This window comes from Ruegeria sp. CF2 (genome assembly GCF_056537385.1).
In genome coordinates this window covers 245,397-270,067 of record NZ_JBQFRL010000004.1, presented here as the reverse complement: position 1 = coordinate 270,067, position 24,671 = coordinate 245,397, and the positions used below count along the sequence as shown (strand labels likewise).

Here is a 24,671-nt window from a genome sequence, read left to right as displayed (position 1 = left end):
TCATGCAAAAGCAGATCACCCGGATGCGCCGGGAAATTGATGAAATCCCTGTGGCGGTAGAGCGGCTTCTGAGCCGGGGTCAGGCCGATATTGAGGCGGTCGCCTCGGTTGCCCGCGAACTGGACCCGACATTTGTCGTGACGGTCGCACGCGGGTCTTCCGATCACGTCTGCACCTATCTCAAATACGCCTCGGAGATCCTTTTGGGTGTGCCGGTGGCCTCGGTCGGGCCGTCGATCGGATCGATCTACGACTCGGTTCTGCGCATGCGCCAGGCGATGTGCCTGTCGGTGTCGCAATCCGGCAAAAGCCCCGACATCGTGGCCATGGCCCGCAATGCCCGACGCGACGGCGCATTGACAGTAGCGTTGACCAACGACGCGGCTTCACCGTTGGCCGAAGTCAGCGATCACGCCATAGATATACAGGCGGGCCCCGAACTGAGTGTTGCGGCCACCAAGACATTCGTCACTTCGGCGGTGGCCGGCTTGTGGCTGTTGGCAGAGTGGGGGCAGGATGCGGCGTTGCTGGCGGCGTTGCGCGACCTGCCCGAGCAGCTGGATCAGGCGGCCCGGATCGATTGGCCCGAAGTGCGTGACGCTATCGGTGCTCACCCGTCATTGTTCACGCTTGGCCGAGGTCAGGCACTGGCCGTATCGAACGAAGCTGCGCTGAAGTTCAAGGAGACCTGCCAGTTGCACGCTGAAAGCTATTCCTCGGCCGAGGTTCTGCACGGGCCGGTGTCCATCGTCGAGGACGGTTTTCCGGTACTCAGCTTTGCAGCGGCAGATGCGGCGGAGCCTGCGTTGGCGGAGGTGGCTGACGCGATCAGCGCCAAGGGTGCCCGTGTCTTTGCGACCACGGACAGGGTTACTGCCGCGACGCGCATTCCGCATGTCCGCACGGGGCATGCCCTGACTGATCCGCTGAGCTTGATCGTCTCCTTCTACGCGATGGTCGAGGCCTTTGCCGCCTCGCGCGGGATCGATCCGGACGCACCGCGGCATCTGAACAAGGTGACGGAAACCGTATGACCAGCGAACTGCAGGCTCTGGCGGGCGCGGACATTCTGACCCCTGCAGGTATCCTGCAGGATCATGCCCTTCTGTTCGCGGAAGGGCGTATCGAGGGCGTGACGCCTGTCTCGAACACTCCTGGCACAGCGAGGGTGTCGCGGCTGGACGGTGGCCTGCTGGTTCCGGGCTTCGTCGATCTGCAAGTGAATGGCGGGGGCGGGGCAATGCTGAACAACGCCCCCGAACTGGAAACGCTCCGGACCATGTCGCGGGCCCATGCTCGTATCGGAGCAACGTCGATCTTGCCAACGCTGATCACGGATACGCCTGAGGTCACGCGCCGGGCCATCGCGGCCACGATTGCAGCCGTGAACGAGGGTGTTCCCGGCATTGTCGGGCTTCATCTGGAAGGTCCGCACCTGTCCCAAGCCCGAAAGGGTGCACATGATGCTGCCCTGATCCGACCAATGGCGCAGGCTGATCTGGATTTGTTGCTGGACACAGCCGCACGGTTGCCGGTTCTCAAGGTTACGGTGGCGCCGGAAAGCGTGACCGATGATCAGATACATGCCATGACCCAAGCGGGGATCGTCGTCTCGCTGGGCCATACGGATGCGAGTTTTGAAACCTGTCAGAAAGCGGCTCAGGCCGGCGCGCGTTGCGTCACACATTTGTTCAATGCTCAGAGCCAGATGGGTAACCGAGAGCCCGGCGTCGTAGGCGCAGCGTTGGCGCTTGGTGAGCTGTCTGCGGGCCTGATCGCGGATGGAATTCACGTCCACCCGGTTTCAGTGCGCAATGCCATCCGGGCCAAAACAGGGCCGGGTTGTGTTTTTCTTGTCAGCGACGCGATGGCGACCGCCGGGTCGGATATCGACAGCTTCCTGCTGAACGGCCGTCAGATCTTGCGCGACGGCAACCGGTTGACCCTCGCCGATGGAACGCTCGCCGGTGCGCATCTCGAGCTGTTGGACGCGGTTCGCAACGTTGTTGCCTTCGCGCAACTGCCTTTGCAAGCTGCTTTCGACATGGCGACCCGGTTGCCCGCAGACCTGATCGGCAGATCAGATCTTGGCCGTTTGGCGGCCGGTGCCCGCGCCAATGTGCTGCATGTCTCCGACCACGGGCTGCTCCAGGTCTGGCAGGAAGGTCACGCACTCAGCTGACGGTGTTCAGGCCGACCCATGGTCGTCTGATTTTCCTCGACATGTCGGACCCTGGGCCGTTCATGTCGGGAATCTGCATTGTGCACATCTTGTATTTTTCTTAGCCTTGGTGTCGGGCGCAAGCTTCATGCGTGCCCGGCAAGAGGATTGAGATGACGCCCGTGTTCAGATTTCAGGGGATCTATACCCCGGTGGTGACGCCCTATGCGGATGATTTCAGCGTCGATTGGGATGCGCTGGCCGAGGTGATCGAATACCTGGTCGAGAATGGCGTGCACGGTCTGATCTCGGGCGGGTCCACGGGCGAAAACTATGCCCAGACCGTTGATGAAAGGCTGGAACTGGCGCGTTTTACCCACCAGCGTCTGAAGGGTCGGCTGCCTTTGGTGGTCGGGACCGGCGCGATGTTGACGCCGGATTCGATCGCGTTGGCCCAAGGCGCGCGCCAGATTGGGGCCGATGCCATCCTGCTGGCCAGCCCGCCCTATTCGGTGCCGACCGACCGGGAAAACGCCCTTAATGCGCTGGCCATCGACAAGGCGGCCGATCTGCCGGTGATGCTGTACAACTATCCGCACCGCACCGGCACGATGATGGGGGCTGAGTTCCTCGACCGTGTCGGGCGCAGCCGCAATTTCTGCGGCATCAAGGAAAGCTCGGGCGACATCAACCGTGTACACATGCTGGCGCGGGACTATCCGCATATTCAGCTCGGCTGCGGCATGGACGATCAGGCGCTGGAATTCTTCGCTTGGGGCGCGCCGTTCTGGGTCTGTGGCGGGTCGAATTTTCTGCCGCGCGAGCATGTGGCGCTTTATGAGGCCTGCGTGTTGCAAGGCGATTTCGCCAAGGGCCGCCGGATCATGTCGGCGCTGATGCCGTTGATGCGGGTCCTCGAACAGGGCGGCAAGTTCATCCAGACCATCAAGCATGGGGTCACGATGAACGGCATCCCGGCAGGCGCGGTTCGGCCGCCTCTGAAGGGGCTGAACAAGGATGACAAGCGCGCGCTGGAACAGGTGACCCGCGTGCTGAAACGCAAGATCGCAGACATCATGGCGGAGGGCTGAGGCATGGGCTTGTTGACACGGGACGAATACGCATCCATCGCCGCCGGGCTGGACCTGCCCACCGGCGCCTTCATCGACGGCGGCTATCGTCCGGCGATCTCGGGCGCGGTGTTTCCGACGGTGAACCCGGCCACAGGCGCGGTGCTGACCAAGGTCGCGGCCTGCGCCGCCGCCGATGTGGACCTGGCCGTAGAAAAGGCGCGCGAGTCCTTCGATGACGGCCGCTGGTCGCGCCTGCACCCGTCGGCGCGAAAGGACGTGTTGATCCGCCTGGCCAAGCTGATGACCCGCAATGCCCGCGAACTGGCGGTGATGGAAAGCATCGACAGCGGCAAGACCATCTTTGACTGCGAAACCGTGGATGTGCCCGAGGCGATCCACTGCCTGAAATGGCATGCCGAGGCGATCGACAAGATCTATGACCAGGTCGCGCCCGCCAGCGACGACCACATCGCGATGATCCTGCGCGAACCGATCGGGGTGGTGGGGCTGGTGCTGCCGTGGAACTTCCCCCTGCTGATGCTGGCGTGGAAGATCGGCCCGGCGTTGGCGGCCGGGTGCTCGGTGGTGGTGAAGCCGGCGATGGAAACCCCGCTGACCGCCCTGCGTCTGGCCGAACTGGCGGCCGAGGCCGGGCTGCCGCGCGGGGTTTTGAACGTGGTTCCGGGTGGCGGCGCCGAGGTGGGTGAACCCATCGGGCGGCACATGGATATCGACATGGTGTCCTTCACCGGATCGACCGTGACGGGCAAGAAATTCCTGTCCTATGCGGCCGAAAGCAACGCCAAGGAGGTGGTGCTGGAAATGGGCGGCAAGAACCCGGCCATCGTGATGGAGGATGCCGAGAACGTCGACCGGGTTGCCGCCCATGTGGTGAACGGGGCCTTCTGGAACATGGGCGAGAATTGCTCGGCCACGTCACGCCTGATCGTGCATCGTGCGGTCAAACCCGAGTTGCTGGAGCGCATCGCCCATCACGCCCGCCAATGGACTGTGGGCGATCCGTTGGACCCTGCAACCCGGCTGGGCGCGCTGGTGAGCAAAGACCATTTCCACAAGGTCTGCGGCTATCTCGACAAGGCGTCGTCAGTTCTTCTGGGCGGCAAGGCTGAAAACGGGTTCGTCGAAGCAACCGTGGTCGAGATTCCGGACAATGACGCGCCGCTGGCGCGCGAGGAAATCTTTGGGCCCGTTCTGTCGGTGATCGAGGTCGCGGGGTTCGATGAGGCCATCGCGATGGCCAATGACACGCCATATGGTTTGTGCGCGTCGCTGTTCACCGCCAACGCCAAGCGCGCGCTGCGCGGCGCCCGCGCGATCCGGGCCGGGACCGTGACGGTGAACAGCTTTGGCGAGGGCGACATCTCGACCCCGTTCGGCGGCTACAAGCAGTCGGGCTTTGGCGGGCGGGACAACGGGCTGCATGCGCATGACCAGTACACGCAGCTGAAGACGCTGTGGATCGACCTGTCCGATGATGCCGACGAGGCGGTGGATTGACGCGGTTCGCCGCTTGCCGCCTGCCGGTGCAGCGCGGCCCGGCGGCGTGGAATGCCCTGCTGGACCCGCAACCTGCCGCGCGTCAGCTTTCGGACAAAATCACCGCAGATTTCACCATCGTGGGCGCAGGCTTTTCCGGCCTGTCTGCGGCGCGGCGTCTGCGGCAGCTGGTGCCGGATGCGCGGATCGTGGTGCTTGAAGCCGGGCGCGTGGCGGAAGGCGCGGCGGGGCGCAACTCTGGCTTCATGATCGATCTGCCACATGATCTGGCCTCGGACGACTATGCCGGGGCGGGCGATGACCGGGCGATGATCGAGCTGAACCGGCAGGCCATCGCCTTTGCCAGCGCGACGGTCGAGGAATACGGCATTGACCCCAACTATTTCGATCCGGCGGGCAAGGTGAACGGCGCGGCCAGCCCGGCGGGACATGCGCACAACCAAAGCTATGCCCGCCATCTGGACAGCCTCGGCGAGCGGTCCGAGATGCTGGACCGGCAACAGATGCAGGAACTCACCGGGTCCGGGCACTATGTCTCGGGGTTGTATACGCCGGGCACGCTCATGCTGCAGCCTGCGGGCTATGTGCGCGGGTTGGCGGCGGGTTTGGCGACCGATGGGGTGCAGATATTTGAAAACAGTGCGGTCACGGGGTTCCAGCGCGACGGGGCAGGCTGGCGCGTGCAGACTGCGCAAGGGCAGGTGTCGACCGGTCGGCTGATCCTGTCGGTGAACGGCCATCTGGAAAGTTTCGGGGTGGAGCGTGGCCGGCTGATGCAGCTGTTTCTGTTCGCGGCGATGACGCGAGAACTGGAGGCCGATGCGCTGGCCAGGCTGAGTGGCCAGCCGCGCTGGGGCGTGACCCCGTCCGATCCGATGGGCACCACCATGCGCCGGATCGACACCGGGCAGGGCGGCAACCGGATCATCACCCGCACCTGCGCCGTGCTGCGCCCGGGCATGGAGGCGCGGGCAGCGGACCTGCGGCGCGCGGCTACGGTAATGCGTCGCAAATTCGACCGGCGCTTTCCGCAGTTGCGAGGCATCGCGATGGAGTACGAATGGGCCGGCCATCTGTGCCTGAGCCTGAACGGCGTCTCGGTCACCCGCGAGATCGAGACCGGCGTTTATTCCGCCTGCGTCCAGAACGGGTTGGGCACAGCGCGCGGCACCCTGACCGGGATCGCAGCGGCCGAAATGGCCTGTGGCGTGCGGTCCGGGATCAGCGAGCATTTCGGCGCCGAGGACCGGCCCAAACGCCTGCTGCCCCGACCGTTGTCCGAGATCGGCGCCAACATGGTGCTGCGCTGGAAGGAATGGCGCGCGCGGGACGAATGAAAAAGGCCCGCCTGACAGGCAGGCGGGCAAGTGGAGTGTTTCCTAATAGTGCTGGTTCAATTCGTCGGCGGCGGGAATTTCCCGCTCGCGCCGGGCGATGTAGTCGCACAGCGCCTCGTCGGTGGACGGGTCCAGGTGGGGCTCTTGATACTCGACCAACAGCTTGCGGGCGTGGTTCAGGGCGCGCTCGGTGATTTCGACCTCGCCCTCGGCCACCCATTGTTCGATCGAGTTGTTGTCGAACAGTTCGGGCATGAAGAACGCCTCTTGGAAGTTGTCCTGCGTGTGCGGATGGCCCAGGTAATGCCCGCCGGGGCCGATATCGGACACGGCGGCAACGGCCTCGTCGAAGTCGTGCCATTTAGGGCCCTCGGCCATGCGGTAGGCCATGGCGCATTGCTCGGCATCGACAACGAACTTGGCGGTTGAACAATGCATCCCGGCCTCGTTCCAGCCCGCCGAATGCCAGATATAGTTGGCCCCCGCATGGATCACCGCCGACAGAGTGGTGGCGGATTCGTAGCCCGCCTGCGCATCGAATGTCTTGGCCCCGCCCAGCGTGTTCGAACTGCGCCAGGGCACGCCGTAGTGCCGGGCCATCTGGCCGATCATGAAGTTCATCAGGCTGATCTCGGGCGTACCCGCCATCGGCGCGCCGGATTTCATGCTGACGGTCGACAGGTAATGCCCAAAGATCGCCGGACAGCCGCGCCGGATCACCTGCGTATAGGCCAGCGCGCTCAGCGCCTCGGCGTTCAGCTGCGCGACCGCCGCCGGTACGCTGGCCGGCGTGTTCGCCCCGCCCAGCACGAAGGGCGAGCATAGCACCGGCTGATTGCGGCGACAGAAGGCGCGCATCGCCCCCAGCATGGTCTCGTCCCAGACCAGCGGCGAGTTGCCGTTGCAGTTGCCGGTGGTGACGGGGTGATCCTCCATGAACTCTTCGCCGAACAGGATCGCGCACATCTCCATCACGTCTTCGGCGTTCTTGGGCGAGGTGGTCATGCCCATGAAGGTCTTGTCCGAATATTTCATCGACGAATAGGTGATGCGCAGGTGGCGCTGGCTGATCGGGTGATCATAGGGTTCCACGATGTGGTGAGCCGAGGAATGCAGCGCGGGCAGCATGTGGCTGAGCTTGTGGAACATCGCCAGATCGTCCAGCGTCGGGTTGCGGCGCACGTCGTCCAGATCGCGCAGAAACGGCGCGCCGGTCATCGGCACGAAAATCGCGTGCGGTCCGCCCAAGCGCACATTCTTGCGCGGGTCGCGGGCGTGATAGGTGAAATCCGACGGGATCGTCGCGATCAAGTCGCGGACCAGCCCGCGATCAAGATACACCCGCTCGCCGTCAACTTTGGCTCCAGCCGCTTTCCAGTCGGCCAGCGCGATCGGGTCGCGGAACTGCACGCCCACGTTTTCGAGGATGTCCATCGAGGCCGCGTCGATCCGCTCGACCTGCGACCCGTCCATCACCTCGCACAGCGGGATGTTGCGGGTCAGGCCCGGCAACATGTCAAAGCGGGGTGCGGCGCGCAGAGCGCGGCGGGCGGCGCGACCTCCGGTGCGGGCGCGGGTGGCGGTCTGGGTCATTCTGGGCCTCCTTTGCCACCAGTCTGGCCGCCGACCAGGGGCGCGACCTGCAGGATTGCGAAATACTGTTGCGGAATGCGACATCGGACCCGTGCATTGACCGCAACAGCTGCTAAGCTGCGCTCCGCAGGATCAGGAACAATGCACAGAGCAGACCGAGAATGAATTCCGCCACATCTGAAACCGCCCGGCTTGAGGGTGAGTACGACTATATCATCATAGGCGCGGGTACCGCGGGCTGCGTGCTGGCCAACCGGCTGACCGAGGATCCCAGGACACGGGTTCTGCTGCTCGAGGCGGGCAAGTCGGACAATTACCATTGGGTCCACATCCCGGTGGGGTATCTGTACTGCATCGGCAATCCGCGCACCGACTGGATGATGAAAACCGCGCCCGAGCCTGGGCTGAACGGGCGGTCGCTGGTCTATCCGCGCGGCAAGGTGCTGGGCGGGTGCAGCTCGGTCAACGGGATGATCTACATGCGCGGGCAGGCGGCCGACTATGACCATTGGCGGCAGCTGGGCAATGCGGGCTGGGGCTGGGACGACGTGCTGCCCTATTTCCTGAAATCCGAAGATCACCACGCCGGCGACAGCGAAATGCACAGGTCCGGTGGCGAGTGGAAAGTTCAGAAACAGCGGCTGAGCTGGGAGATCCTGAAGGCCGTGCAGGACGGTGCGCGCGAGATCGGCATCCAGCCGCGCGCCGATTTCAATGACGGCAACAACGAGGGCTCGGGGTTTTTCGAGGTCAACCAGAAGAACGGCGTGCGCTGGAACACGGCCAAGGGATTTCTGCGCCCGGCGATGAAACGGCCCAACCTGCGGGTCCTGACCGAGGCCGAGACGCTGGGCCTGATCCTGGAAGGCAAAGCCGTGCGTGGCGTGCGCTTTGCCCGGGGCGGCACCGAATACCGGGCCTTGGCCCGGGCCGAGGTTCTGCTGGCGGCGGGGTCGATCAACTCGCCCAAGCTGCTGGAACTGTCGGGGATCGGCGACCCTCAGGTGCTGGCGGCGCATGGAATCTCGGTTCAGCATGAAAGCGCGGGCGTGGGGGCGAACCTGCAGGACCATCTGCAGATCCGAACCGTGTTCAAGGTGCAGAACGCCAAAACCCTGAACACCATGGCCAACAGCCTGTGGGGCAAGGCGCGCATCGCGGCGCAATACGCCCTGACCCGGTCGGGTCCGATGGCGATGGCGCCCAGCCAGTTCGGCATGTTCACCAAGTCCGACCCGATGCTGGCCACGCCGGATCTGGAATATCACGTGCAGCCGCTGTCGACCGACCGGCTGGGCGACCCGCTGCATCCGTTCCCCGCGATCACCGTCTCGGTCTGCAATCTGCGGCCCGAAAGCCGGGGCCACTGCCACATCACAACACCCGATCCGAAGGCCCAGCCCGAGATCAGGTTGAACTACCTCTCGGCCGAGCGCGACCGGCAGGTGGCGGTCAAATCCGTGCAGCAGGCCCGGCAGGTGATGGCCGCGCGGGCGCTGGCACCCTATCACCCGCAAGAGGTTCTGCCCGGCCCCGAGATCAACGACCAACAGCGCCTGCTGGATGCGGTGGGCGACATCGCCACCACGATCTTTCATCCGGTCGGCACCTGCCGCATGGGCAGCGACGCCGCCGCGGTGGTCGATCCACAGCTGCGCGTTCGGGGTCTGGAGGGGCTGCGGGTGGTCGATGCCTCGGTCATGCCGAAGATCGTGTCGGGCAATACGGCCTCGCCCGTGATCATGATCGCGGAGAAGGCTGCCGACATGATACGTGGACGGGCATGAACACGGGGCTTGCGCGTTGGCCTGTCGGACATAAATGACCGCCAGCCTCATCAACCGGAAAAGCTGAACCGATGCAGGACACATTGATCTTTGAACGCCGGTCGCTGAACGCGGCAAAATGGGCCAGCCTGTTCATGGCGGGTGCGGGGGTTGTGGCCGGGTTGCTGGCAAACTCCGATGCGCTGTTGCTGGACGGGCTGTTCTCGGGGCTCAATTTCGCTACGGCTGTGGTGGCGGGATGGGTCGCCGCCTCGATCCGACGCGCCCCGGACCAGAACCGCCCCTTCGGATACGAGATCGACGAATCCGTCTTCGTGATGTTCCGCAGCCTGCTGCTGTTCGGGATCATCGTGATGGCGGCTGGTTCGGCGGTGAACCGTCTGCTGGCCTATGCCAAGACGGGCGAAGCCGCGCCGGTGGTTCTGGAATGGATCCTGATCTATGCCGGGGCGATGGCGGCCATCTGTCTGACGCTGTTCGCCTATCACCGCTGGAACTGGCGCCGCACCGGCAAGACCAGCGATCTGCTGCGGGTCGAGGCCCGGGCCGCGATGGTCGACGGGGTGCTGAGCCTTGGGGCCGGGGCGGCGTTTTTCGCGATCAACCTGCTTGAGGGCGGGCCGCTTGCCGGTCTGGTTCCGGTGTCGGATGCGCTGGTGGTGTTGCTGCTGTGCTTGGCGCTGCTGCCGCAGCCCATCAAGGTGTTTCTGGGCGCGCTGCGCGATATCGTGGGTGTGGCGCTGCCGGCCGATGCCCGGGCCGAGATCATTGGGCAGGCCCGCCGGATCTGTGCAGACAGCCCGTTTCAGGTGCTGGATGTGGCGACGGTGCGCGGCGGGCGGGCACTGTTCCACCTTGTCTATCTGAAACCCGCCGAACCCGTGACGATCGAAGCCTTCGAGGCCGTCCGCGACCGGCTGGCCCAGGCCGCAAGCCCGGGCCGGGTCGCGTTGACGCTGGCCTCGGACCCGCCCTTTGGTCCGGCCCAGCGCGCTCAGTAATCGGCGACCAGCAGGAATTCGGGCGCGGTATCTTCTTCGATCGTGGCAAAGCGCGGGATCGGCTGCTCGAACACGTTGTCGGTGCGGTCGTCATTGACGGTCGAGACTTCGCCGATCAGACAATCGCCTTTTTCCGCCCAGAAGGCGTGCCAGATACCGGGCATCAGCGTGACGCTTTCGCCCGGTTTCAGGCGCAGATGCTCGCCGGGCTGGATGGTCACCGGGCAGGCGTCGCTGGGTACGGTGACGGGGGCGTCGCGGTCGATGCTGCCATCGGGGGCCGAGGCGTAGATCTCCATCACCAGATCGCCGCCGCCGCGGTTGATGATGTCCTCGGCCTTGACGATGTGGCGATGCATCGGCGACAGCTGCTTGTCACGCGAAATCAGCAGCTTCTCGGCATAGAGCATGCCCCGTCCTGCGCTCAGGTCCTTTTCGTCGCCATTGCGCAGGGTGAACAGGAACAGACCCAGCTCGTCGAACCTGCCCTGGCCGTAATCGGTGATGTCCCAGCCAAGGCCGCGGGCGCGGATGCCGGCGGCGTGCGGGCTGCGCATCTGCTCGGGCGTCCAGTCGGCAAAGGGCGGCAGGGCAAAGCCGAACGAATTGATGAAGGCCTGCGCCTCGGCTTTGATGCGGTTGATCTCGGATCGTTTCATATCGGTGCTTTCGATGACTTATAGCTCGTGTGCCCAGGGCGGGTTGGCCCCGGCGCGGGATACGGTGACGGCGGCGACCTTGCCGCCCAGTTCCAGCGCGGCGCGCAGGTCGTCGGGCGAGATCGCGCGGAGCGCCTGTTTGGTCAGCAGCCCGGCGCGGTGCAGTTGCGCCAGAACCCCGGCGTTGAACGTGTCGCCCGCGCCCACCGTGTCGACCACCTGAACCGGCGTGACCGGCACTGAAACCGTGCGGCCATCGGCCAGATACCCGGTCGCGCCCTGGCTGCCGCGCGTGACGATCACCACGGCGGGGCCCGCCTGCAGCAGCAGCGGCACTTTTTCCTCCAGCGTTTCGGGGCCGGGGACGATCCAGTCCAGATCTTCGTCCGAGACCTTGACGATATCGGCCTGCGCGATCATCCGGTTCAGGCGGGTGCGATAGCGGGTCTGGTCCTGGATGAAGCCTGGGCGGATGTTGGGGTCGATCATCACCGCGCGCTCGGCCCCGTGGCGGTCCAGCAGGGCGGCATAGGCATCGGCGCAGGGCTCGCAGGCCAGGCTGATGCCGCCGAAATACAGCGCCGAGGTCGCGCTCAACTGGTCCGGCATGTCCTCGGGGCGCAGCATCCGCCCGGCCGAGTTTTCATCGACGAAGGTATAGGTTGCGTGCCCGTCCTGCAGTTGTACGAAGGCCAGCGTGGTCGGACGGTCCGAAAGAACAACCTGCGAGCCGTCCACATGACTGTCTTTCAGGGCCTGCGCCAATTGCTGGCCGAACATGTCGCTCGACAACCCTGTCAGCATTCCGGCAGGCGCACCAAGCCGGCCCAGGGCGATGGCGGTGTTGAACACCGCGCCACCCGAATGCGGCACGAAACCTTGCGCGCCCGAAACCGTCGGTTCCGCGATCATGTCGATCAGGGCCTCGCCACAGCACAGGATCATGTCCCGGCTCCTTCCTTCTGCAAAGATCAGGCGGTGAGTTTACCGCGCGAGCGCATTTTTGCAGAAGTTGTTAGCGCCAACAATGCCAAATTCGGCCTGTTCCGACACATAAACGCCAAAGCCCTGCCGCAGCGCGTCGAACCGGCCTCCGGCGTTGAAGGCCGCCAGGAAGTCGTCGCCGAACAACCAGCGGTTCTTCTCGGCCACGCCGCCCACCAAGAAGACGCCGCCTGTGGGCATCACGGTCACGGCCATGTCGCCCATCACGGCGCCCAGATGGGTGATGAAGATCTGCGCGGCGCGCATGGCGAGCGGATCGGACCCGTCGCGCGCGGCCTGCAGGATGTCCTTGGCGGGTAGGTCTGGCGTGTCGGGTTGGCCAGCGGCCATGCCCGCGGCGCGGTACAGGATCGGCAGGCCCGTACCGCTGAGGAACATCTCGGCCTCGAGCGTCAGGCAGTCGCCAAAGAAACACTCGGGCGCGATCCGGCGGGCGGCTTCGAACACGTCCACCTCGTCGCGGGTGCGGGGTGACAGGCCGACATGGCCGCCCTCGCCCGAGACGGTGTGATAGTGGCCTTCGGAATACAAAAGCGCGCCGACGCCCAGCCCGGTGCCGGGGCCGACCACCAGTCGGGTCCCCTTGGGCGGGGTCGGGTCGCCTTGCAGGGCTTGCACGTCATCGCCGGTGATTTCGGCCACCGACCACGCGGCGGCGGTGAAGTCGTTGATGACAAAGGTGTGGTCCGCGCCGGTGGCCGAGGCGATGTCAGCCTCGGACAGGTCCAGATTGGCATTGGTCAGACGGATCGTGCCATTGCGCACCGGGCCCGCGCCGGCGGCGACTACGGCGCGCGGCGGCGTTCCGATCTCGGCGCACAGGTCGTGCAGGGCGGCCAGAAACTCCGGCAGGGTGCCGGTCGGCGATTTGCGCAGATCGGTGAGGGTGCCTTTGGTGACGACCCCCAGCCGCGTGTTGGTGCCGCCGATATCGGCCACCAGATTCCAGTGGTCGTGCATCGCGCCCCTGGGCTGCGCCATCGGAACCGAGACCGGATCGCCCTGGGCCAAAGCGGCCTGCATCGCCCGGAACGAGGCCTTGGGGCGGCGTTCCAGCGTGTCGAAATCGACATCGACCAGGCCGAACCGCTTTTCGAATCCCAGCGCCCATTCGTAGTTGTCCAACAACGACCAGATGAAATAGCCCTTGACCCGAACGCCCTGATCCAGCGCGTCCTGCACCGCAGCCAGATGCTGATTCAGATAGTCGATTCGGTCGTCATCCTGCTGCCGCTCGGGGCTGGCCATGCCGTTTTCGGTGACATAGATCGGCAGATCGCCCGTGTAGTCCCGGGCCGTACGGGTCAGAAACCGGGTCAGCGCGCTTGGCTCGATCTCCCACCCCATCTGCGTCTTGGGCAGGGGGCCGGGGATCTCTTGGAGGCTGGGCCAGGGCGTGTCGGCGGGCGCGATCAGCTTGCGGGTATAGTAGTTCAGCCCGCACCAGTCGACCGGCGTGCCGATCGTGTCGAAATCATCCTGCCACCCGTCGGGCAGGTGGGCCTGCAGCCCCTGCAGGACATTCTCGGGGTAGGCCTTGTTGAAAACGCCGCCCAGGAAGAACCGGTTGTAGATGCCGTCGTACAGATCGGCGGCTTCGCGGGCCTCGGGGGTGTCATCGGCAGGTTCGGCCCATTCAAGGTTGAACACCGCGCCCAGGTTCGACATGCCAAGGCCCCGCATCGCCTGAATCGCGCGGCCGTGGGCCAGAAGGACGTGATGCATGGCGCGGGCCGTGGCGCGGATGTCGCGCAGGCCGGGGGCGTGGTGGCCCTCGAAATGGCTCAGCCAACTGACGCACCAGGGCTCGTTGATCGGGGCGACGCTGTACATTCGGTCGCCGATGCGACCCATGATGATCTCGGTGAAATCGGCGAACCAGTCGGCGATGTCGCGGTTGCGCCAGCCGCCCAGATCGGCCAGGGCTGAGGGCAGTTCCCAATGATACAGGGTGGCGCAGGGGCGGATGCCGCGTTCCAGCAGGGCGTCGGCCAACCGGTCATAATAGTCCAGCCCGGCCTGATTCACCGGCCCGCGCCCTTCGGGCAGCACGCGCGCCCAGCTGGTGGAAAAACGATAGCAGTCGAACCCGGCCTCGCGGATCAGGTCGAAATCCTGTTCGTACCGGTGCAGGTGGTCGCAGGCGAGATCGCCGTTTTCGGCGCGCACCACGTTGCCGGGCGTGGCTGCGAAACTGTCCCAATGGGTCGGGCCGGCGCCGCCCTGTGCGTGGCCTTCGATCTGATAGGCAGAAGTTGCGACACCAAAGAGAAAGTCTTTGGGGAAATCAGCGCGGGTGTACTTCATGTTCAGAACCTGTTGGGGGCGGGACCAGTCGAGCCGCCGACTACCAGTTCGGCCTCGAGCAATCTAGTCTTGGCCGGGTCGTGGGGCGCGCGGATGCGCTCGATCAGCATCTCGGCGGCCAGTTCGCCGGCGTGGCGCACCGAAGACCGGGTGGCGGTAAAGATCGGAACGTCCTGCCCGTTCTTCAGATAGGACAGGTCGTCGTCATGTGCGATCACCGACACGTCGCGGCCCATTTTCAGCCCGGCCTCGTCCAGCGCGCGCCGCACCCCGATCGCCGAGATCATCGACGAGGTCAGGATCGCGGTCGGCGGATCGTCCAGCCGCAGCATGTCGCGGGTTTCGTGATGGCCATAGACTTCGGTCATCTCGGCGCTGCGCATCAGGGCCGGGTCAGGCGACAGACCGGCTTGTTTCAGCGCCTCAAGATACCCGTCGCGGCGCCTTTGGGCAAAATCCATGTCTTCCAGACCGTTGATCAGCGCGATCCGCCGGTGGCCCAGGTCGATCAGAAAGCGGGTCGCACGCAGGAACGAGCTTTTGTTGTTCACGTCGATCCAGTCATAGGGCACGCTCACGCCGGTCGACCGGCCATGCACGATGAACGGCACCTGCATCCGAGTCAGAACCTCGATCCGCGGCTCGTTCACCTTGGGGCCCTGCAGCACCACGCCGTCGACCGCACCGCGTTGGAACAGGCTGCGATAGGCGTCTTCGATCGAGGTGTCGTCGGCATTGGTGAACATCATGTCGTAGCCGTGCTCGGCATATTTCTTGACCGCGCCGGCGACGAAATCGCCGAAGATCGGGTTCACCATCTCGTGGCGCGACGAGCTGGGGATCACGTGGCCGATCACCATCGAACGACCCGTCGCCAGCCCCTTGGCGCGGGCGTTCGGCCGATAGCCATGTTTGGCCGCCGCCGCCTGAACCCGCATGCGAGTCTCTTCGTTCACCTCTGGGTAACCGTTCAGCGCGCGGCTGACCGTTGTCTGTGACAGACCCAGGATCTGAGAGAGCTGTTTGAGGTTCATAGCGGTTTCAAATGGCTTTCAATGCTTGTGTGCGCCCTGTTGTGTGGGGATTTGCGGCTTGCGTCAAGTTGTTTTGCCATTCGTTGCTATATGTCAAGAAAACATGGACACGGACGGCCCATGTCAAAATCTAGCCATTGACAGGGCCAACATGTTAGCGGATAACGGCCGCATTCAAAGCGCTTTGAAAACTGAGTCTCACACGCGCGGATACAGTTGGGAGGAAAATCAATGAAACACTCGCTTTTGGCAGGTGCGGCCACGTTTGCCCTGATGGCGGGCGCGGCCCAGGCCGAAAAGGTCACCGTGTTCGGCCCGTGGCTTGGTCCGGACCAGGAAAATGTCGAAAAGGTTCTGGACGGATTTGCCGCTGCCACCGGTCATGAATATGCCTATGTCGGGTCGGACAGCTTCGAGCAGCAGATCCGCATCGACGCCGAGGCAGGATCGGCCCCGAACATCGCCGTGTTCCCCCAGCCGGGTCTTGCAGCCGATATGGCCAAGGCCGGGTTTCTGACGCCGCTTGCTGACGGGACCGCCGACTGGATCCGGGACAACTATGCCGCGGGCCAGTCCTGGGTCGACCTGGGCACCTATGCCGGGCCGGACGGTCAGGATCATCTGTATGGTTTCTTCTACAAGGTCGATGTGAAATCGCTGGTCTGGTACGTACCCGAGAACTTTGAGGACGCTGGGTATGAAGTTCCGACCACGATGGAAGAGCTCAAGGCCCTGACCGATCAGATCGTCGCCGATGGCGGCACGCCTTGGTGCATCGGTCTGGGGTCGGGTGGCGCGACCGGTTGGCCTGCGACCGACTGGGTCGAGGATATGATGCTGCGCACCCAATCCCCCGAGGATTATGACGCGTGGGTTGCCAACGAGCTGAAGTTCAACGATCCCAAGGTCGTGGCCGCGATCGAGGAATTCGGCGCATTCGCCCGCAATGACGACTACGTCGCCGGTGGGGCCGGTGCGGTTGCAACCACGGATTTCCGCGACAGCCCCAAAGGCATGTTCAGCTCGCCGCCGCAGTGCTACATGCACCGTCAGGCCTCGTTCATCCCGGCCTTCTTCCCCGAAGGCACGGTCGTGGGTGAAGATGCCGATTTCTTCTACTTCCCGGCTTATGAAAGCAAGGATCTGGGCAGCCCGGTACTGGGCGCTGGCACCCTGTGGGCGATCACCAATGACAGCCCCGCAGCGCATGACCTGATCGCCTATCTGCAGACCCCCGAGGCGCATGAGACCTGGATGGCGCTCAGCGGCTTTTTGACGCCGCACAAGGGTGTCGATACCTCGGCCTTCTCGGATCCGACGCTGAAGAAGATGAACGACATTCTTCTGGGTGCGACCACCTTCCGTTTTGACGGGTCTGACCTGATGCCGGGCGCGGTTGGCGCAGGCACGTTCTGGACGGGCATGGTCGACTATGCCGGTGGCAAACCCGCGCAAGACGTGGCGGACGAGATCCAGGCGTCTTGGGACGCGATCCAATAAAGCCATGAAACCGGGCAATCCGACCTCAGGGTTGCCCGACCCATTGTCGCCAGGGAGGGTGACATGCATCCCGCATTGCAAGGTCTGCTGACGATCGCCATCGGCGTATCCGGCTGTGTTGGTTACTTCTACTTGTCCAACCAGTTTCTGGACAAGATTCTGTTTCCGCCGCGCGGCCCGAACGCCGGACGCAACATCAATCGGGCGAACATGGTCCGGCCATGGTTGTTTCTATTGCCCGCTCTGGTCGCGCTGGGGCTGTACCTGGCCTACCCTGTGGTGGAAACGCTACGCCTGTCCCTGACCGACCGGGTGCCCGGCGGCGGATACGAGTGGGTGGGTCTGGACAACTACGCCCAAATGATGGGAGAGCCCAAATTCTGGGAAGCGATGCGTAACAACATGCTGTGGCTGATCGTGGTCCCGGCGCTGTCGACAGCATTTGGCCTGTTGGTCGCCCAGCTGACCGACCGCATCCGATGGGGCAATGTCACCAAATCTCTGATCTTCATGCCGATGGCGATCTCGTTCGTGGGCGCATCGGTGATCTGGAAGCTTGTCTATGACACCCGTCCGGTCGAGCAGGACCAGATCGGCATGCTGAATGCCCTGTACATCTTCTTTGGCGGAACCGACCCGCAGACCTGGCTGACGATCCCGTTCTGGAACAATTTCTTCCTGATGATCGTGCTGGTCTGGATTCAGACGGGCTTTGCCATGGTGATCCTGTCGGCGGCCCTGCGCGGCATTCCCGAAGAAACGGTCGAGGCCGCCATTCTGGATGGCGCCAGCCCGTTCCAGATCTTCTTCAAGATCAAGGTGCCGCAGATCAAGACGACGATTCTGGTGGTGTGGACCACGATCACCATCGTCGTGCTGAAGGTGTTCGACATCGTTTTTGCCATGACCAACGGCCAGTGGGAGACACAGGTCTTGGCCAACTACATGTTCGACAAGCTGTTCCGCGCCAATGACTGGGGCGTGGGGTCGGCCTCGGCCATGGTGATCATGCTGTTGGTGACGCCGATCCTCGTCTGGAACGTGCGCAACGCGCGCAAGGAAATGGAATAGGGGGTGCGTCATGAGTGAGATCGCAGGAACCCGCCCGGCGCTCAGGTGGGCCGTACATGCCTCGGTTCTGTTTCTGGTGGTGCTGTGGGTGGTGCCCACGCTGGGCCTGTTCATCTCGTCGTTTCGCACGGCGGACCAGATCGCGACCAGCGGCTGGTGGCGGGCGATATTCCCCTCCGAGCAGAACCTGACGCTGCGCAGCGCCGCGCCCGACACCCAGATGCAGGAAAACGGCCTGTATGTGATCGAGGGCAACCTGTTCGACGCCGGAACCAAAGCGCGCATCTCGAAATGGGGCATCAGCTCCCGCGAGATCGATGCGTTTGAGCCGGGCCAGACGGCCGAGCTGCGCAAGGGCGGTACGATCACCGTTCAGGCCAATGGCGACTACCGGATGGAGAACACCGAGGAATTCACCGGCAGCCGTGGGTCACGCGTCTTCGTGACCGCCGAGTTGCCGCCCGAATTCACGCTGGACAACTACCACAAGGTCCTGCTGGCCGAGGACAGCACTGACAGCATGGCCAAGGCGTTCTTCAACACGTTGACGGTCACGATTCCGGCCACGATCATCCCGATCCTGGTGGCGGCTTTTGCGGCCTATGCGCTGGCCTGGATGGATTTCCCGGGCCGTGCGCTGTTGATCGCCGCCGTGGTCGGTCTGCTGGTGGTACCTTTGCAACTGGCGCTGATCCCTCTGCTGAAATTCCACCTGAACATCGGCATCGGCAAAGGGTATCTGGGTGTCTGGCTGGCCCATACCGGCTTTGGCATGCCGCTGGCGATTTATCTTCTGCGCAACTACATGGCCGGGCTGCCCCGCGACCTGATCGAGAATGCGCGGGTCGATGGCGCCACCGAATTTCAAATCTTCACCAAGCTGATCCTGCCGCTGAGCTTTCCGGCGCTGGCCTCGTTCGCCATCTTCCAGTTCCTGTGGACATGGAACGACCTGCTGGTGGCCAAGGTGTTCCTGATCGACGCATCCGGCGAAACAACCGTGATGACCAACAGTATCGTCGAGCTTCTGGGCACCCGTGGCGGCAATTGGGAAATCCTGGCCACGGCCGCATTCGTGTCGATCGCGGTGCCGCTGGTCGTCTTCTTTGCAATGCAGAAATATCTGGTCCGCGGATTGCTGGCCGGTTCAGTCAAATAAGGGCGTGTGATGAACGTGCAGAACAACGTGGACCTCAAGCACTCAACCAAGACGGCGTCCGACTGGTGGCGCGGCGGGGTGATCTATCAGATCTACCCGCGTAGCTTTCAGGACAGCAACGGCGACGGCATCGGAGACCTGCGGGGCATCACCCAGCGGCTGGACTACATCGCCGGTCTGGGGGTCGATGCGATCTGGATCTCGCCCTTCTTCAAGTCGCCGATGAAGGATTTCGGGTACGATGTCAGCGACTATCGCGCCATCGATCCGATGTTCGGCACGATGGAGGATTTCCAGACGTTGCTGGACCGCGCCCATGGCCTGGGCCTGCGGGTGATGATCGATCTGGTTCTGTCGCATACCTCGGACCAGCATCCGTGGTTCGTCGAAAGCCGCAGCAACCGCAAAAACCCCAAGGCCGACTGGTATGTGTGGGCTGACCCCAAGCCTGACGGGACCCCGCCCAACAACTGGCTGTCGATCTTCGGCGGCTCGGCCTGGCAGTGGGATACGCGCCGGCAGCAGTATTACCTGCACAATTTCCTGACCTCGCAGCCGGACCTTAATTTCCACAACCCCGACGTGCAGGACGCGCTGTTGGACGTGGCGCGGTTCTGGCTGGACATGGGCGTTGACGGGTTCCGGCTGGACACGATCAACTTCTACTTCCATGACGCGCAACTGCGCGACAACCCGGCGCTGCCGCTGGATCAGCGCAACGCCACCATCGCGCCGATGGTCAACCCCTACAACCATCAGGACCACCTGTATTCCAAGAGCCAGCCGGAAAACATCGCGTTTCTGGAACGACTGCGCGCCCTGACCGACCAATATGACGGTCGCGCATGCCTGGGCGAGGTGGGCGACGCGCAGCGCGGGCTTGAGATCATGGGCGAATACACCCGTGGCGACAAGCGCATGCACATGTGCTATGCCTTTGAATTTCTTGAAAAACGCCGACTGACGGCAGAATACACCAAGCACGTGTTCGACCAGCTTCTGTCCAAAGCCGGCGATGCCTGGCCGTGCTGGGCGTTCTCCAACCACGACGTGCAGCGCCACGCCTCGCGTTGGGATCTGGACGAGGCCGGCATCCGGCAGCACGCGGTTCTGATGATGTGCCTGCGCGGCTCGGCCTGCCTGTATCAGGGCGAAGAGCTGGGACTGCCCGAGGCCGACGTGCCCTTTGAGCACCTGCAGGACCCCTATGGCATCGAGTTCTGGCCCGAATACAAGGGCCGCGACGGCTGCCGTACGCCCATGGTCTGGGCCGCGCAGGACGAACAGTCGGGCTTTACCACCGGTGCGCCCTGGCTGCCCGTCAGCACCGCGCAGGCCGAGCGCGCCGTGGACCGGATGGATGCCGACCCGCAGTCGGTGCTGAACCACTATCGCCGTGCCATCGCTTTGCGCCATGAATATCCGGCGCTGATGTCGGGCACCCAGTCCGACATGCGCGAAACCGGCCCGATCCTCAGCTTCCTGCGCGAGGATGACAGCCAGCAAGTGTTCTGTGCCTTCAACCTGGGCAATGGCGCCGCCGAAATCGACCTGCCCGAAGGCACCTGGCGCTGCATCGGTCAGGATCTGGGCGCAGTCGAGGCGCAGGGCCGCGCCACGCTGGCGCCCTCGCAATTCTGCCTGATGGTCCGAGAGAAAGGGTAACCCATGTCCGAGCTCAAGCTGACCGATGTCGCCAAGACCTATGGCAATGTCGATGTCCTGAAGGACATCAACCTCGAAATCGAGCGCGGCGAGTTGATCGTGTTCGTCGGCCCTTCGGGCTGCGGCAAGTCTACCCTGCTGCGGATGATCGCGGGGCTGGAACGCATTTCGGGCGGAACGCTGGAGATCGAGGGGCAGGTGATGAACGATGTGCCCCCGGCACAGCGCGGCATCGCCATGGTGTTCCAAAGCTATGCGCTGTATCCGCACATGACTGTGCGCGAGAACATGGCCTTTGCCCTGAAGATCGCCAAGATGCCCGCCGAACAGATCGACGCCGCGGTGAACCGCGCGGCGCAGATCCTGCAGCTGGAACCGTTTCTGGACCGGCTGCCCAAGGCCCTGTCGGGCGGGCAGCGTCAGCGGGTCGCCATCGGCCGGGCGATCGTGCGCGACCCCAAGGTCTATCTGTTCGACGAGCCGCTGTCGAACCTGGATGCCGCCCTGCGGGTGGCCACGCGGATCGAGATCGCGCGCCTGAAGGAGGCGATGCCGGACAGCACGATGATCTATGTCACCCATGACCAGGTCGAGGCAATGACCCTGGCCAGCCGGATCGTGGTTCTGGCCAACAAAGGCATCGCACAGGTTGGCACGCCGCTGGAGCTGTACGAGACGCCCGACAATGAATTCGTGGCCCAGTTCATCGGCTCGCCCGCCATGAACCTGCTGCCGGGCACGATCACCGGCACCGGTGCCACCACGACCGTTGCGCTGGACTGTGGCGGAACGGCTGTTTCGGCCATACCTACCGAAGACGCCGACGCCGGCAAGAAGGTCAACGTGGGTGTGCGGCCCGAGGATCTGGTGGTCGCCGACGGTGACCCCATCCTGACCGGGACCGTGGACTTTACCGAAGCGTTGGGCGAGGTGACGTTGCTCTATTTCGCGAAAGCCCCCGGCGCTGAGTCGGTGATCGGCAAACTGCCGGGCATCCATCGTGGCTTGCGTGGCCAGACGGTTTCGGTGACTGCCGCGCCGGAGAAGATCCACCTGTTCCATGACGGTCGGTCAATGCGCAAATAGCTCCGACCGCGTCGTGATTCTGGTCTGAGTTTGTCGCAAATCGATTTTTGCGGCTGAAATGATGCGCATCTATTAGGCGGATGCGCAAAAAATTCGCGTGATCTCCCTGTGTGACATGAGGCCAGTTCCGATGCGCCGTTAGGTATCGTCGGCCCTTTTGATATATGATCCTCGCGCGAATTCCAGCAGAGTCGCGCCCTGTTTGGGCGGGCTCCGGGCTTAGTCTTCCAAGGGAACTGGACCTAAGAATTTCGCAAACTGTCACTTTTTGGACTGACGGGGCGACCGCAAAACTCTAACGTGACGCACGGATAAAAAACAAAACTCAGTCCAAACACGGGAGAAACACGAATGACCAAATCGTCAAACTTCAGCCGTCGTACGGTGTTGAAAGGGGCCGGCGCAGCTGCGCTGGCGGCACCTCTGTACAGCAAAAGCGCCCTGGCATCTTCGGGCGAAGTCAACATCCTGATGTGGTCGGATTACCTGCCGCCCAGCTTCATCGAAGAGTTCGAAACCCTGACCGGGATCAAGGTTAACTACACCGGTATCGGCTCGAACGAAGAGATCATCAACAAGATGAAGGCCACCAAGGGCCAGGGCTTTGACATCGTTTCGCCGACCAACAACCGGTCGCTGCAGTGGGAGCCGCTGGAGCTTCTGCAGCCGTTCGACATGAACAGGGTTCCGATCGACAAGGTCAACCCGGCGATGGCCAAGATCGGTACCGATGCCTGGAACTTTGGTGACAGCGGCGCGCATTGGCTGCCGCATATCTGGGGTACCGAAGGCATTGCCTATCGCACCGACCTGTGGCTGCCCGAAGGCGACGCTCCGTCCTATGGTGACGTCTGGTCGGAAGAAAACGCCGGCAAGACCATGGGTCGCGCGCATTCGATGATGTTGGGCGCGGGTCTGTACATGGAGCGCATCGGCGAGATGGAGCCCGGCTCGGTCTGGGCCGCATATGGCGACGAAGACACCATGCGCAAGGTCTGGGGTCAGATCACCGACTGGTGTATCGCCCGCAAGGACCGGATCAAACTGATCTGGAACGATGCCGACACCCAGAAGAACGGCCTGCTGAACGAAGGGGTTGTCGTCGGGCAGACTTGGGATGGCCCGCCGCTGGCACTGAAATCCGCTGGCGAACCGGTGCACTACCAGGCTCCGGTCGAGGGTGCGATGGCTTGGGTCGACGGCATGTCCATGCCGACTGGTGCCACCAATATCGACCAGGTCTACGCCTTCATCGACTTCGCCTATCAGGCCAAACCCGCCGGTGTCGCGATCGACAGCCACGGCTACAACTCGCCTGTTCTGGGTGCCGACCAGTATTCGGGCGACACCTACAAGAAGAACTTTGCCGAGGCCTATCCGGGCGACTCGCTGGCCAACCTGAACCCGTGGCCTGCCGAAGCACCCTGGTACGCCGAGACCCGGACCGAGTTCGTCAACAAGTTCAAGAGCGCCTGATCGCCTTGAGATCGCGCCCCTCGCGTTGTCGCGCGGGGGGCCTTTGGACCCCGCACGCGTTTGCCCCGCGTGACGGACAACGATGCGGTGCGGCCGGAGGCTGCATCACAGGGAGATACCAAAAATGAGTGCAGGGATCGGAGTTGATCTGGAAAACCTGTGGATCCGCTTCGGCGATTTTGTCGCTGTGCGAGATGCGAACGTGAACATCAACGGGGGCGATTTCTTTTCGTTCCTGGGGCCCTCGGGCTGCGGCAAGACGACGATTCTGCGCGCGGTGTCCGGGTTCCTGGAGCCCAGCGAAGGCAATGTGCTGATCGGTGGAAAGAACATGAAGGGCATCGGGCCGAACAAGCGCCCGACCGCGTTGATCTTCCAGAACCTTGCGCTGTTTCCGCTGATGAAGGTCTGGGAGAACATTACCTTTTCGATGGAGATCAAGGGCGCCAGCGCTGCCGAGCGCCGCAAACGCGCGGATGAGCTGCTGGACATGATCGCGCTGCCGGGCCAGGGCGACAAGCTGCCCAGCGAATTGTCGGGCGGCCAGCGCCAGCGTGTGGCCATCGCGCGCGCCCTGTGCGCCGAACCGGACGTGCTGCTGCTGGACGAACCGCTGTCGGCGCTGGACCTCAAGTTGCGTCAGCACATGCGAACTGAGCTTCGCGAAATTCAGCAGCGCGTAGGCATCACCTTCATCTACATCACCCATGACCAGGGCGAGGCCCTGACCATGTCTGACAACATTGCCGTGATGCGCGCTGGCGTGATCGACCAGATCGCCGATGGCAAGACCATCTACAACGACCCGACAACCGCTTTTGCTGCCTCGTTCGTGGGCGAGAACAATGTCTTCCGCGGCAAGGTCAAAAGAGTGATGGGCGCAGAGGCCCTGATCTCGACCAACCGGTCCGGCGATCTGGTGGCGCGGATATCGACCGCCAATCAGGGCAAGTTGGCCGAAGGTGACGACGCCATGATGTTCATCCGACCCGAGGCGTTCTCGATTGCACCCGAGGGGACGAGCGGCGATCACTTCGTCACGGCACGGGTGACCCACGAGGAATTCGAAGGCAACGTCTTCAACATCTTCACCGAAGGGGAGGGTGGCAAGGAGATCAAGGTCTCGATCCCGAACCATGGGCAGTCGTTCAAAGATCACACCGGGCAGAACATCACGCTGGAATACGAAACCCGCAACGCGGTCGTCGTTCCAGCGGGTGAGCTGGCTGCGGAATAAGG

At 63.5% G+C, this 24,671-nt stretch carries 19 protein-coding genes and 1 pseudogene; 14 read left to right on the top strand and 6 right to left on the bottom strand.

Annotated features, from left to right (window positions below):
- Positions 1-2: 2 nt before the first annotated feature.
- The 5 genes from ACR0IR_RS16820 (at position 3) to ACR0IR_RS16800 (ending at position 6,089) form a co-directional block, all read left to right on the top strand.
- Positions 3-1,034, top strand: a complete 1,032-nt coding sequence (locus ACR0IR_RS16820) for an SIS domain-containing protein (protein ID WP_170366020.1) — start codon at positions 3-5, stop codon at positions 1,032-1,034.
- The gene (nagA, locus tag ACR0IR_RS16815) at positions 1,031-2,182 is read left to right on the top strand and encodes an N-acetylglucosamine-6-phosphate deacetylase (RefSeq protein WP_170366018.1); all 1,152 of its coding nucleotides are present in this window, start codon (positions 1,031-1,033) and stop codon (positions 2,180-2,182) included. Before ACR0IR_RS16820 ends, nagA begins: the two co-directional genes overlap by 4 nt.
- A gap of 152 nt (positions 2,183-2,334) precedes the next feature.
- Positions 2,335-3,252, top strand: a complete 918-nt coding sequence (locus tag ACR0IR_RS16810; protein WP_170366016.1) for a dihydrodipicolinate synthase family protein — start codon at positions 2,335-2,337, stop codon at positions 3,250-3,252.
- A 3-nt stretch (positions 3,253-3,255) separates the two neighbouring features.
- Complete coding sequence (locus tag ACR0IR_RS16805) at positions 3,256-4,752, top strand: aldehyde dehydrogenase (protein WP_170366015.1); 1,497 nt, start codon at positions 3,256-3,258, stop codon at positions 4,750-4,752.
- Positions 4,749-6,089, top strand: a complete 1,341-nt coding sequence (locus ACR0IR_RS16800; RefSeq protein ID WP_170366013.1) for an NAD(P)/FAD-dependent oxidoreductase — start codon at positions 4,749-4,751, stop codon at positions 6,087-6,089. The genes ACR0IR_RS16805 and ACR0IR_RS16800 overlap by 4 nt, the downstream gene beginning before the upstream one ends.
- A gap of 42 nt (positions 6,090-6,131) precedes the next feature.
- Here the strand turns inward: ACR0IR_RS16800 and ACR0IR_RS16795 are convergent, their stop codons facing one another.
- Positions 6,132-7,682 (bottom strand): trimethylamine methyltransferase family protein, encoded by a 1,551-nt coding sequence (locus tag ACR0IR_RS16795; RefSeq protein WP_170366011.1) that lies wholly within the window; start codon positions 7,680-7,682, stop codon positions 6,132-6,134.
- Positions 7,683-7,843: 161 nt separating this feature from the next.
- On the opposite strand from ACR0IR_RS16795, the gene ACR0IR_RS16790 reads away from it, so the two are divergent.
- Both ACR0IR_RS16790 and ACR0IR_RS16785 read left to right on the top strand, forming a co-directional pair.
- The gene (locus tag ACR0IR_RS16790) at positions 7,844-9,469 is read left to right on the top strand and encodes a GMC family oxidoreductase (RefSeq protein WP_170366009.1); all 1,626 of its coding nucleotides are present in this window, start codon (positions 7,844-7,846) and stop codon (positions 9,467-9,469) included.
- Between the two features lie 71 nt (positions 9,470-9,540).
- Positions 9,541-10,470, top strand: a complete 930-nt coding sequence (locus ACR0IR_RS16785; RefSeq protein WP_170366007.1) for a cation efflux transmembrane domain-containing protein — start codon at positions 9,541-9,543, stop codon at positions 10,468-10,470.
- Here the strand turns inward: ACR0IR_RS16785 and ACR0IR_RS16780 are convergent.
- The 5 genes and pseudogenes from ACR0IR_RS16780 to ACR0IR_RS16760 all read right to left on the bottom strand — a co-directional run bounded on the left by ACR0IR_RS16780 (position 10,464) and on the right by ACR0IR_RS16760 (position 15,475).
- On the bottom strand, positions 10,464-11,129 hold the full coding sequence (locus ACR0IR_RS16780) for a D-lyxose/D-mannose family sugar isomerase (protein WP_170366005.1): 666 nt from the start codon (positions 11,127-11,129) through the stop codon (positions 10,464-10,466). The two genes, ACR0IR_RS16785 and ACR0IR_RS16780, sit on opposite strands and share 7 nt — an antisense overlap.
- Positions 11,130-11,147: 18 nt before the next feature.
- Entirely contained in the window at positions 11,148-12,074 is a 927-nt protein-coding gene (locus tag ACR0IR_RS16775) for a carbohydrate kinase family protein (protein WP_170366003.1), read from the bottom strand.
- A 39-nt stretch (positions 12,075-12,113) separates the two neighbouring features.
- Positions 12,114-13,094 (bottom strand): glucokinase, encoded by a 981-nt coding sequence (locus tag ACR0IR_RS16770; protein ID WP_254441605.1) that lies wholly within the window; start codon positions 13,092-13,094, stop codon positions 12,114-12,116.
- A 48-nt stretch (positions 13,095-13,142) separates the two neighbouring features.
- Positions 13,143-14,441, bottom strand: a pseudogene (locus ACR0IR_RS16765) (GH1 family beta-glucosidase); the annotation flags it as partial.
- Between the two features lie 2 nt (positions 14,442-14,443).
- Positions 14,444-15,475: a LacI family DNA-binding transcriptional regulator gene (locus tag ACR0IR_RS16760; RefSeq protein ID WP_093963166.1), complete on the bottom strand. Its 1,032-nt coding sequence runs from the start codon at positions 15,473-15,475 to the stop codon at positions 14,444-14,446.
- A gap of 231 nt (positions 15,476-15,706) precedes the next feature.
- Between ACR0IR_RS16760 and ACR0IR_RS16755 the strand changes: the two genes are divergently transcribed.
- From ACR0IR_RS16755 to ACR0IR_RS16725, 7 genes are all read left to right on the top strand, one after another.
- Positions 15,707-16,975, top strand: coding sequence for an ABC transporter substrate-binding protein (locus tag ACR0IR_RS16755; protein ID WP_170366000.1), 1,269 nt, complete (start codon positions 15,707-15,709; stop codon positions 16,973-16,975).
- A gap of 63 nt (positions 16,976-17,038) precedes the next feature.
- Positions 17,039-18,046: a carbohydrate ABC transporter permease gene (locus ACR0IR_RS16750; protein ID WP_480779148.1), complete on the top strand. Its 1,008-nt coding sequence runs from the start codon at positions 17,039-17,041 to the stop codon at positions 18,044-18,046.
- Between the two features lie 10 nt (positions 18,047-18,056).
- Positions 18,057-19,205: a carbohydrate ABC transporter permease gene (locus tag ACR0IR_RS16745; RefSeq protein WP_170365998.1), complete on the top strand. Its 1,149-nt coding sequence runs from the start codon at positions 18,057-18,059 to the stop codon at positions 19,203-19,205.
- A 9-nt stretch (positions 19,206-19,214) separates the two neighbouring features.
- Entirely contained in the window at positions 19,215-20,870 is a 1,656-nt protein-coding gene (locus ACR0IR_RS16740; protein WP_170365996.1) for an alpha-glucosidase, read from the top strand.
- 3 nt (positions 20,871-20,873) lie between these two features.
- The gene (locus ACR0IR_RS16735) at positions 20,874-21,956 is read left to right on the top strand and encodes an ABC transporter ATP-binding protein (protein WP_170365993.1); all 1,083 of its coding nucleotides are present in this window, start codon (positions 20,874-20,876) and stop codon (positions 21,954-21,956) included.
- A gap of 351 nt (positions 21,957-22,307) precedes the next feature.
- The gene (locus ACR0IR_RS16730; RefSeq protein WP_170341229.1) at positions 22,308-23,432 is read left to right on the top strand and encodes an extracellular solute-binding protein; all 1,125 of its coding nucleotides are present in this window, start codon (positions 22,308-22,310) and stop codon (positions 23,430-23,432) included.
- A 124-nt stretch (positions 23,433-23,556) separates the two neighbouring features.
- A complete protein-coding gene (locus ACR0IR_RS16725) occupies positions 23,557-24,669 on the top strand; it encodes an ABC transporter ATP-binding protein (protein ID WP_170365992.1) in 1,113 nt (370 codons plus the stop codon).
- Positions 24,670-24,671 lie beyond the last annotated feature (2 nt).

Excerpts from the sequence above, each read along its gene's own strand:
- ACR0IR_RS16820 (WP_170366020.1), top strand. The coding sequence starts at position 3 with ATGCAAAAGCAGATCACCCGGATGCGCCGGGAAATTGATGAAATCCCT.
- nagA (WP_170366018.1), top strand. The coding sequence starts at position 1,031 with ATGACCAGCGAACTGCAGGCTCTGGCGGGCGCGGACATTCTGACCCCT.
- ACR0IR_RS16810 (WP_170366016.1), top strand. The coding sequence starts at position 2,335 with ATGACGCCCGTGTTCAGATTTCAGGGGATCTATACCCCGGTGGTGACG.
- ACR0IR_RS16805 (WP_170366015.1), top strand. The coding sequence starts at position 3,256 with ATGGGCTTGTTGACACGGGACGAATACGCATCCATCGCCGCCGGGCTG.
- ACR0IR_RS16795 (WP_170366011.1), bottom strand. The coding sequence starts at position 7,682 with ATGACCCAGACCGCCACCCGCGCCCGCACCGGAGGTCGCGCCGCCCGC.
- ACR0IR_RS16790 (WP_170366009.1), top strand. The coding sequence starts at position 7,844 with ATGAATTCCGCCACATCTGAAACCGCCCGGCTTGAGGGTGAGTACGAC.
- ACR0IR_RS16785 (WP_170366007.1), top strand. The coding sequence starts at position 9,541 with ATGCAGGACACATTGATCTTTGAACGCCGGTCGCTGAACGCGGCAAAA.
- ACR0IR_RS16780 (WP_170366005.1), bottom strand. The coding sequence starts at position 11,129 with ATGAAACGATCCGAGATCAACCGCATCAAAGCCGAGGCGCAGGCCTTC.
- ACR0IR_RS16775 (WP_170366003.1), bottom strand. The coding sequence starts at position 12,074 with ATGATCCTGTGCTGTGGCGAGGCCCTGATCGACATGATCGCGGAACCG.
- ACR0IR_RS16770 (WP_254441605.1), bottom strand. The coding sequence starts at position 13,094 with ATGCACGACCACTGGAATCTGGTGGCCGATATCGGCGGCACCAACACG.
- ACR0IR_RS16760 (WP_093963166.1), bottom strand. The coding sequence starts at position 15,475 with ATGAACCTCAAACAGCTCTCTCAGATCCTGGGTCTGTCACAGACAACG.
- ACR0IR_RS16755 (WP_170366000.1), top strand. The coding sequence starts at position 15,707 with ATGAAACACTCGCTTTTGGCAGGTGCGGCCACGTTTGCCCTGATGGCG.
- ACR0IR_RS16750 (WP_480779148.1), top strand. The coding sequence starts at position 17,039 with ATGCATCCCGCATTGCAAGGTCTGCTGACGATCGCCATCGGCGTATCC.
- ACR0IR_RS16745 (WP_170365998.1), top strand. The coding sequence starts at position 18,057 with ATGAGTGAGATCGCAGGAACCCGCCCGGCGCTCAGGTGGGCCGTACAT.
- ACR0IR_RS16740 (WP_170365996.1), top strand. The coding sequence starts at position 19,215 with ATGAACGTGCAGAACAACGTGGACCTCAAGCACTCAACCAAGACGGCG.
- ACR0IR_RS16735 (WP_170365993.1), top strand. The coding sequence starts at position 20,874 with ATGTCCGAGCTCAAGCTGACCGATGTCGCCAAGACCTATGGCAATGTC.
- ACR0IR_RS16730 (WP_170341229.1), top strand. The coding sequence starts at position 22,308 with ATGACCAAATCGTCAAACTTCAGCCGTCGTACGGTGTTGAAAGGGGCC.
- ACR0IR_RS16725 (WP_170365992.1), top strand. The coding sequence starts at position 23,557 with ATGAGTGCAGGGATCGGAGTTGATCTGGAAAACCTGTGGATCCGCTTC.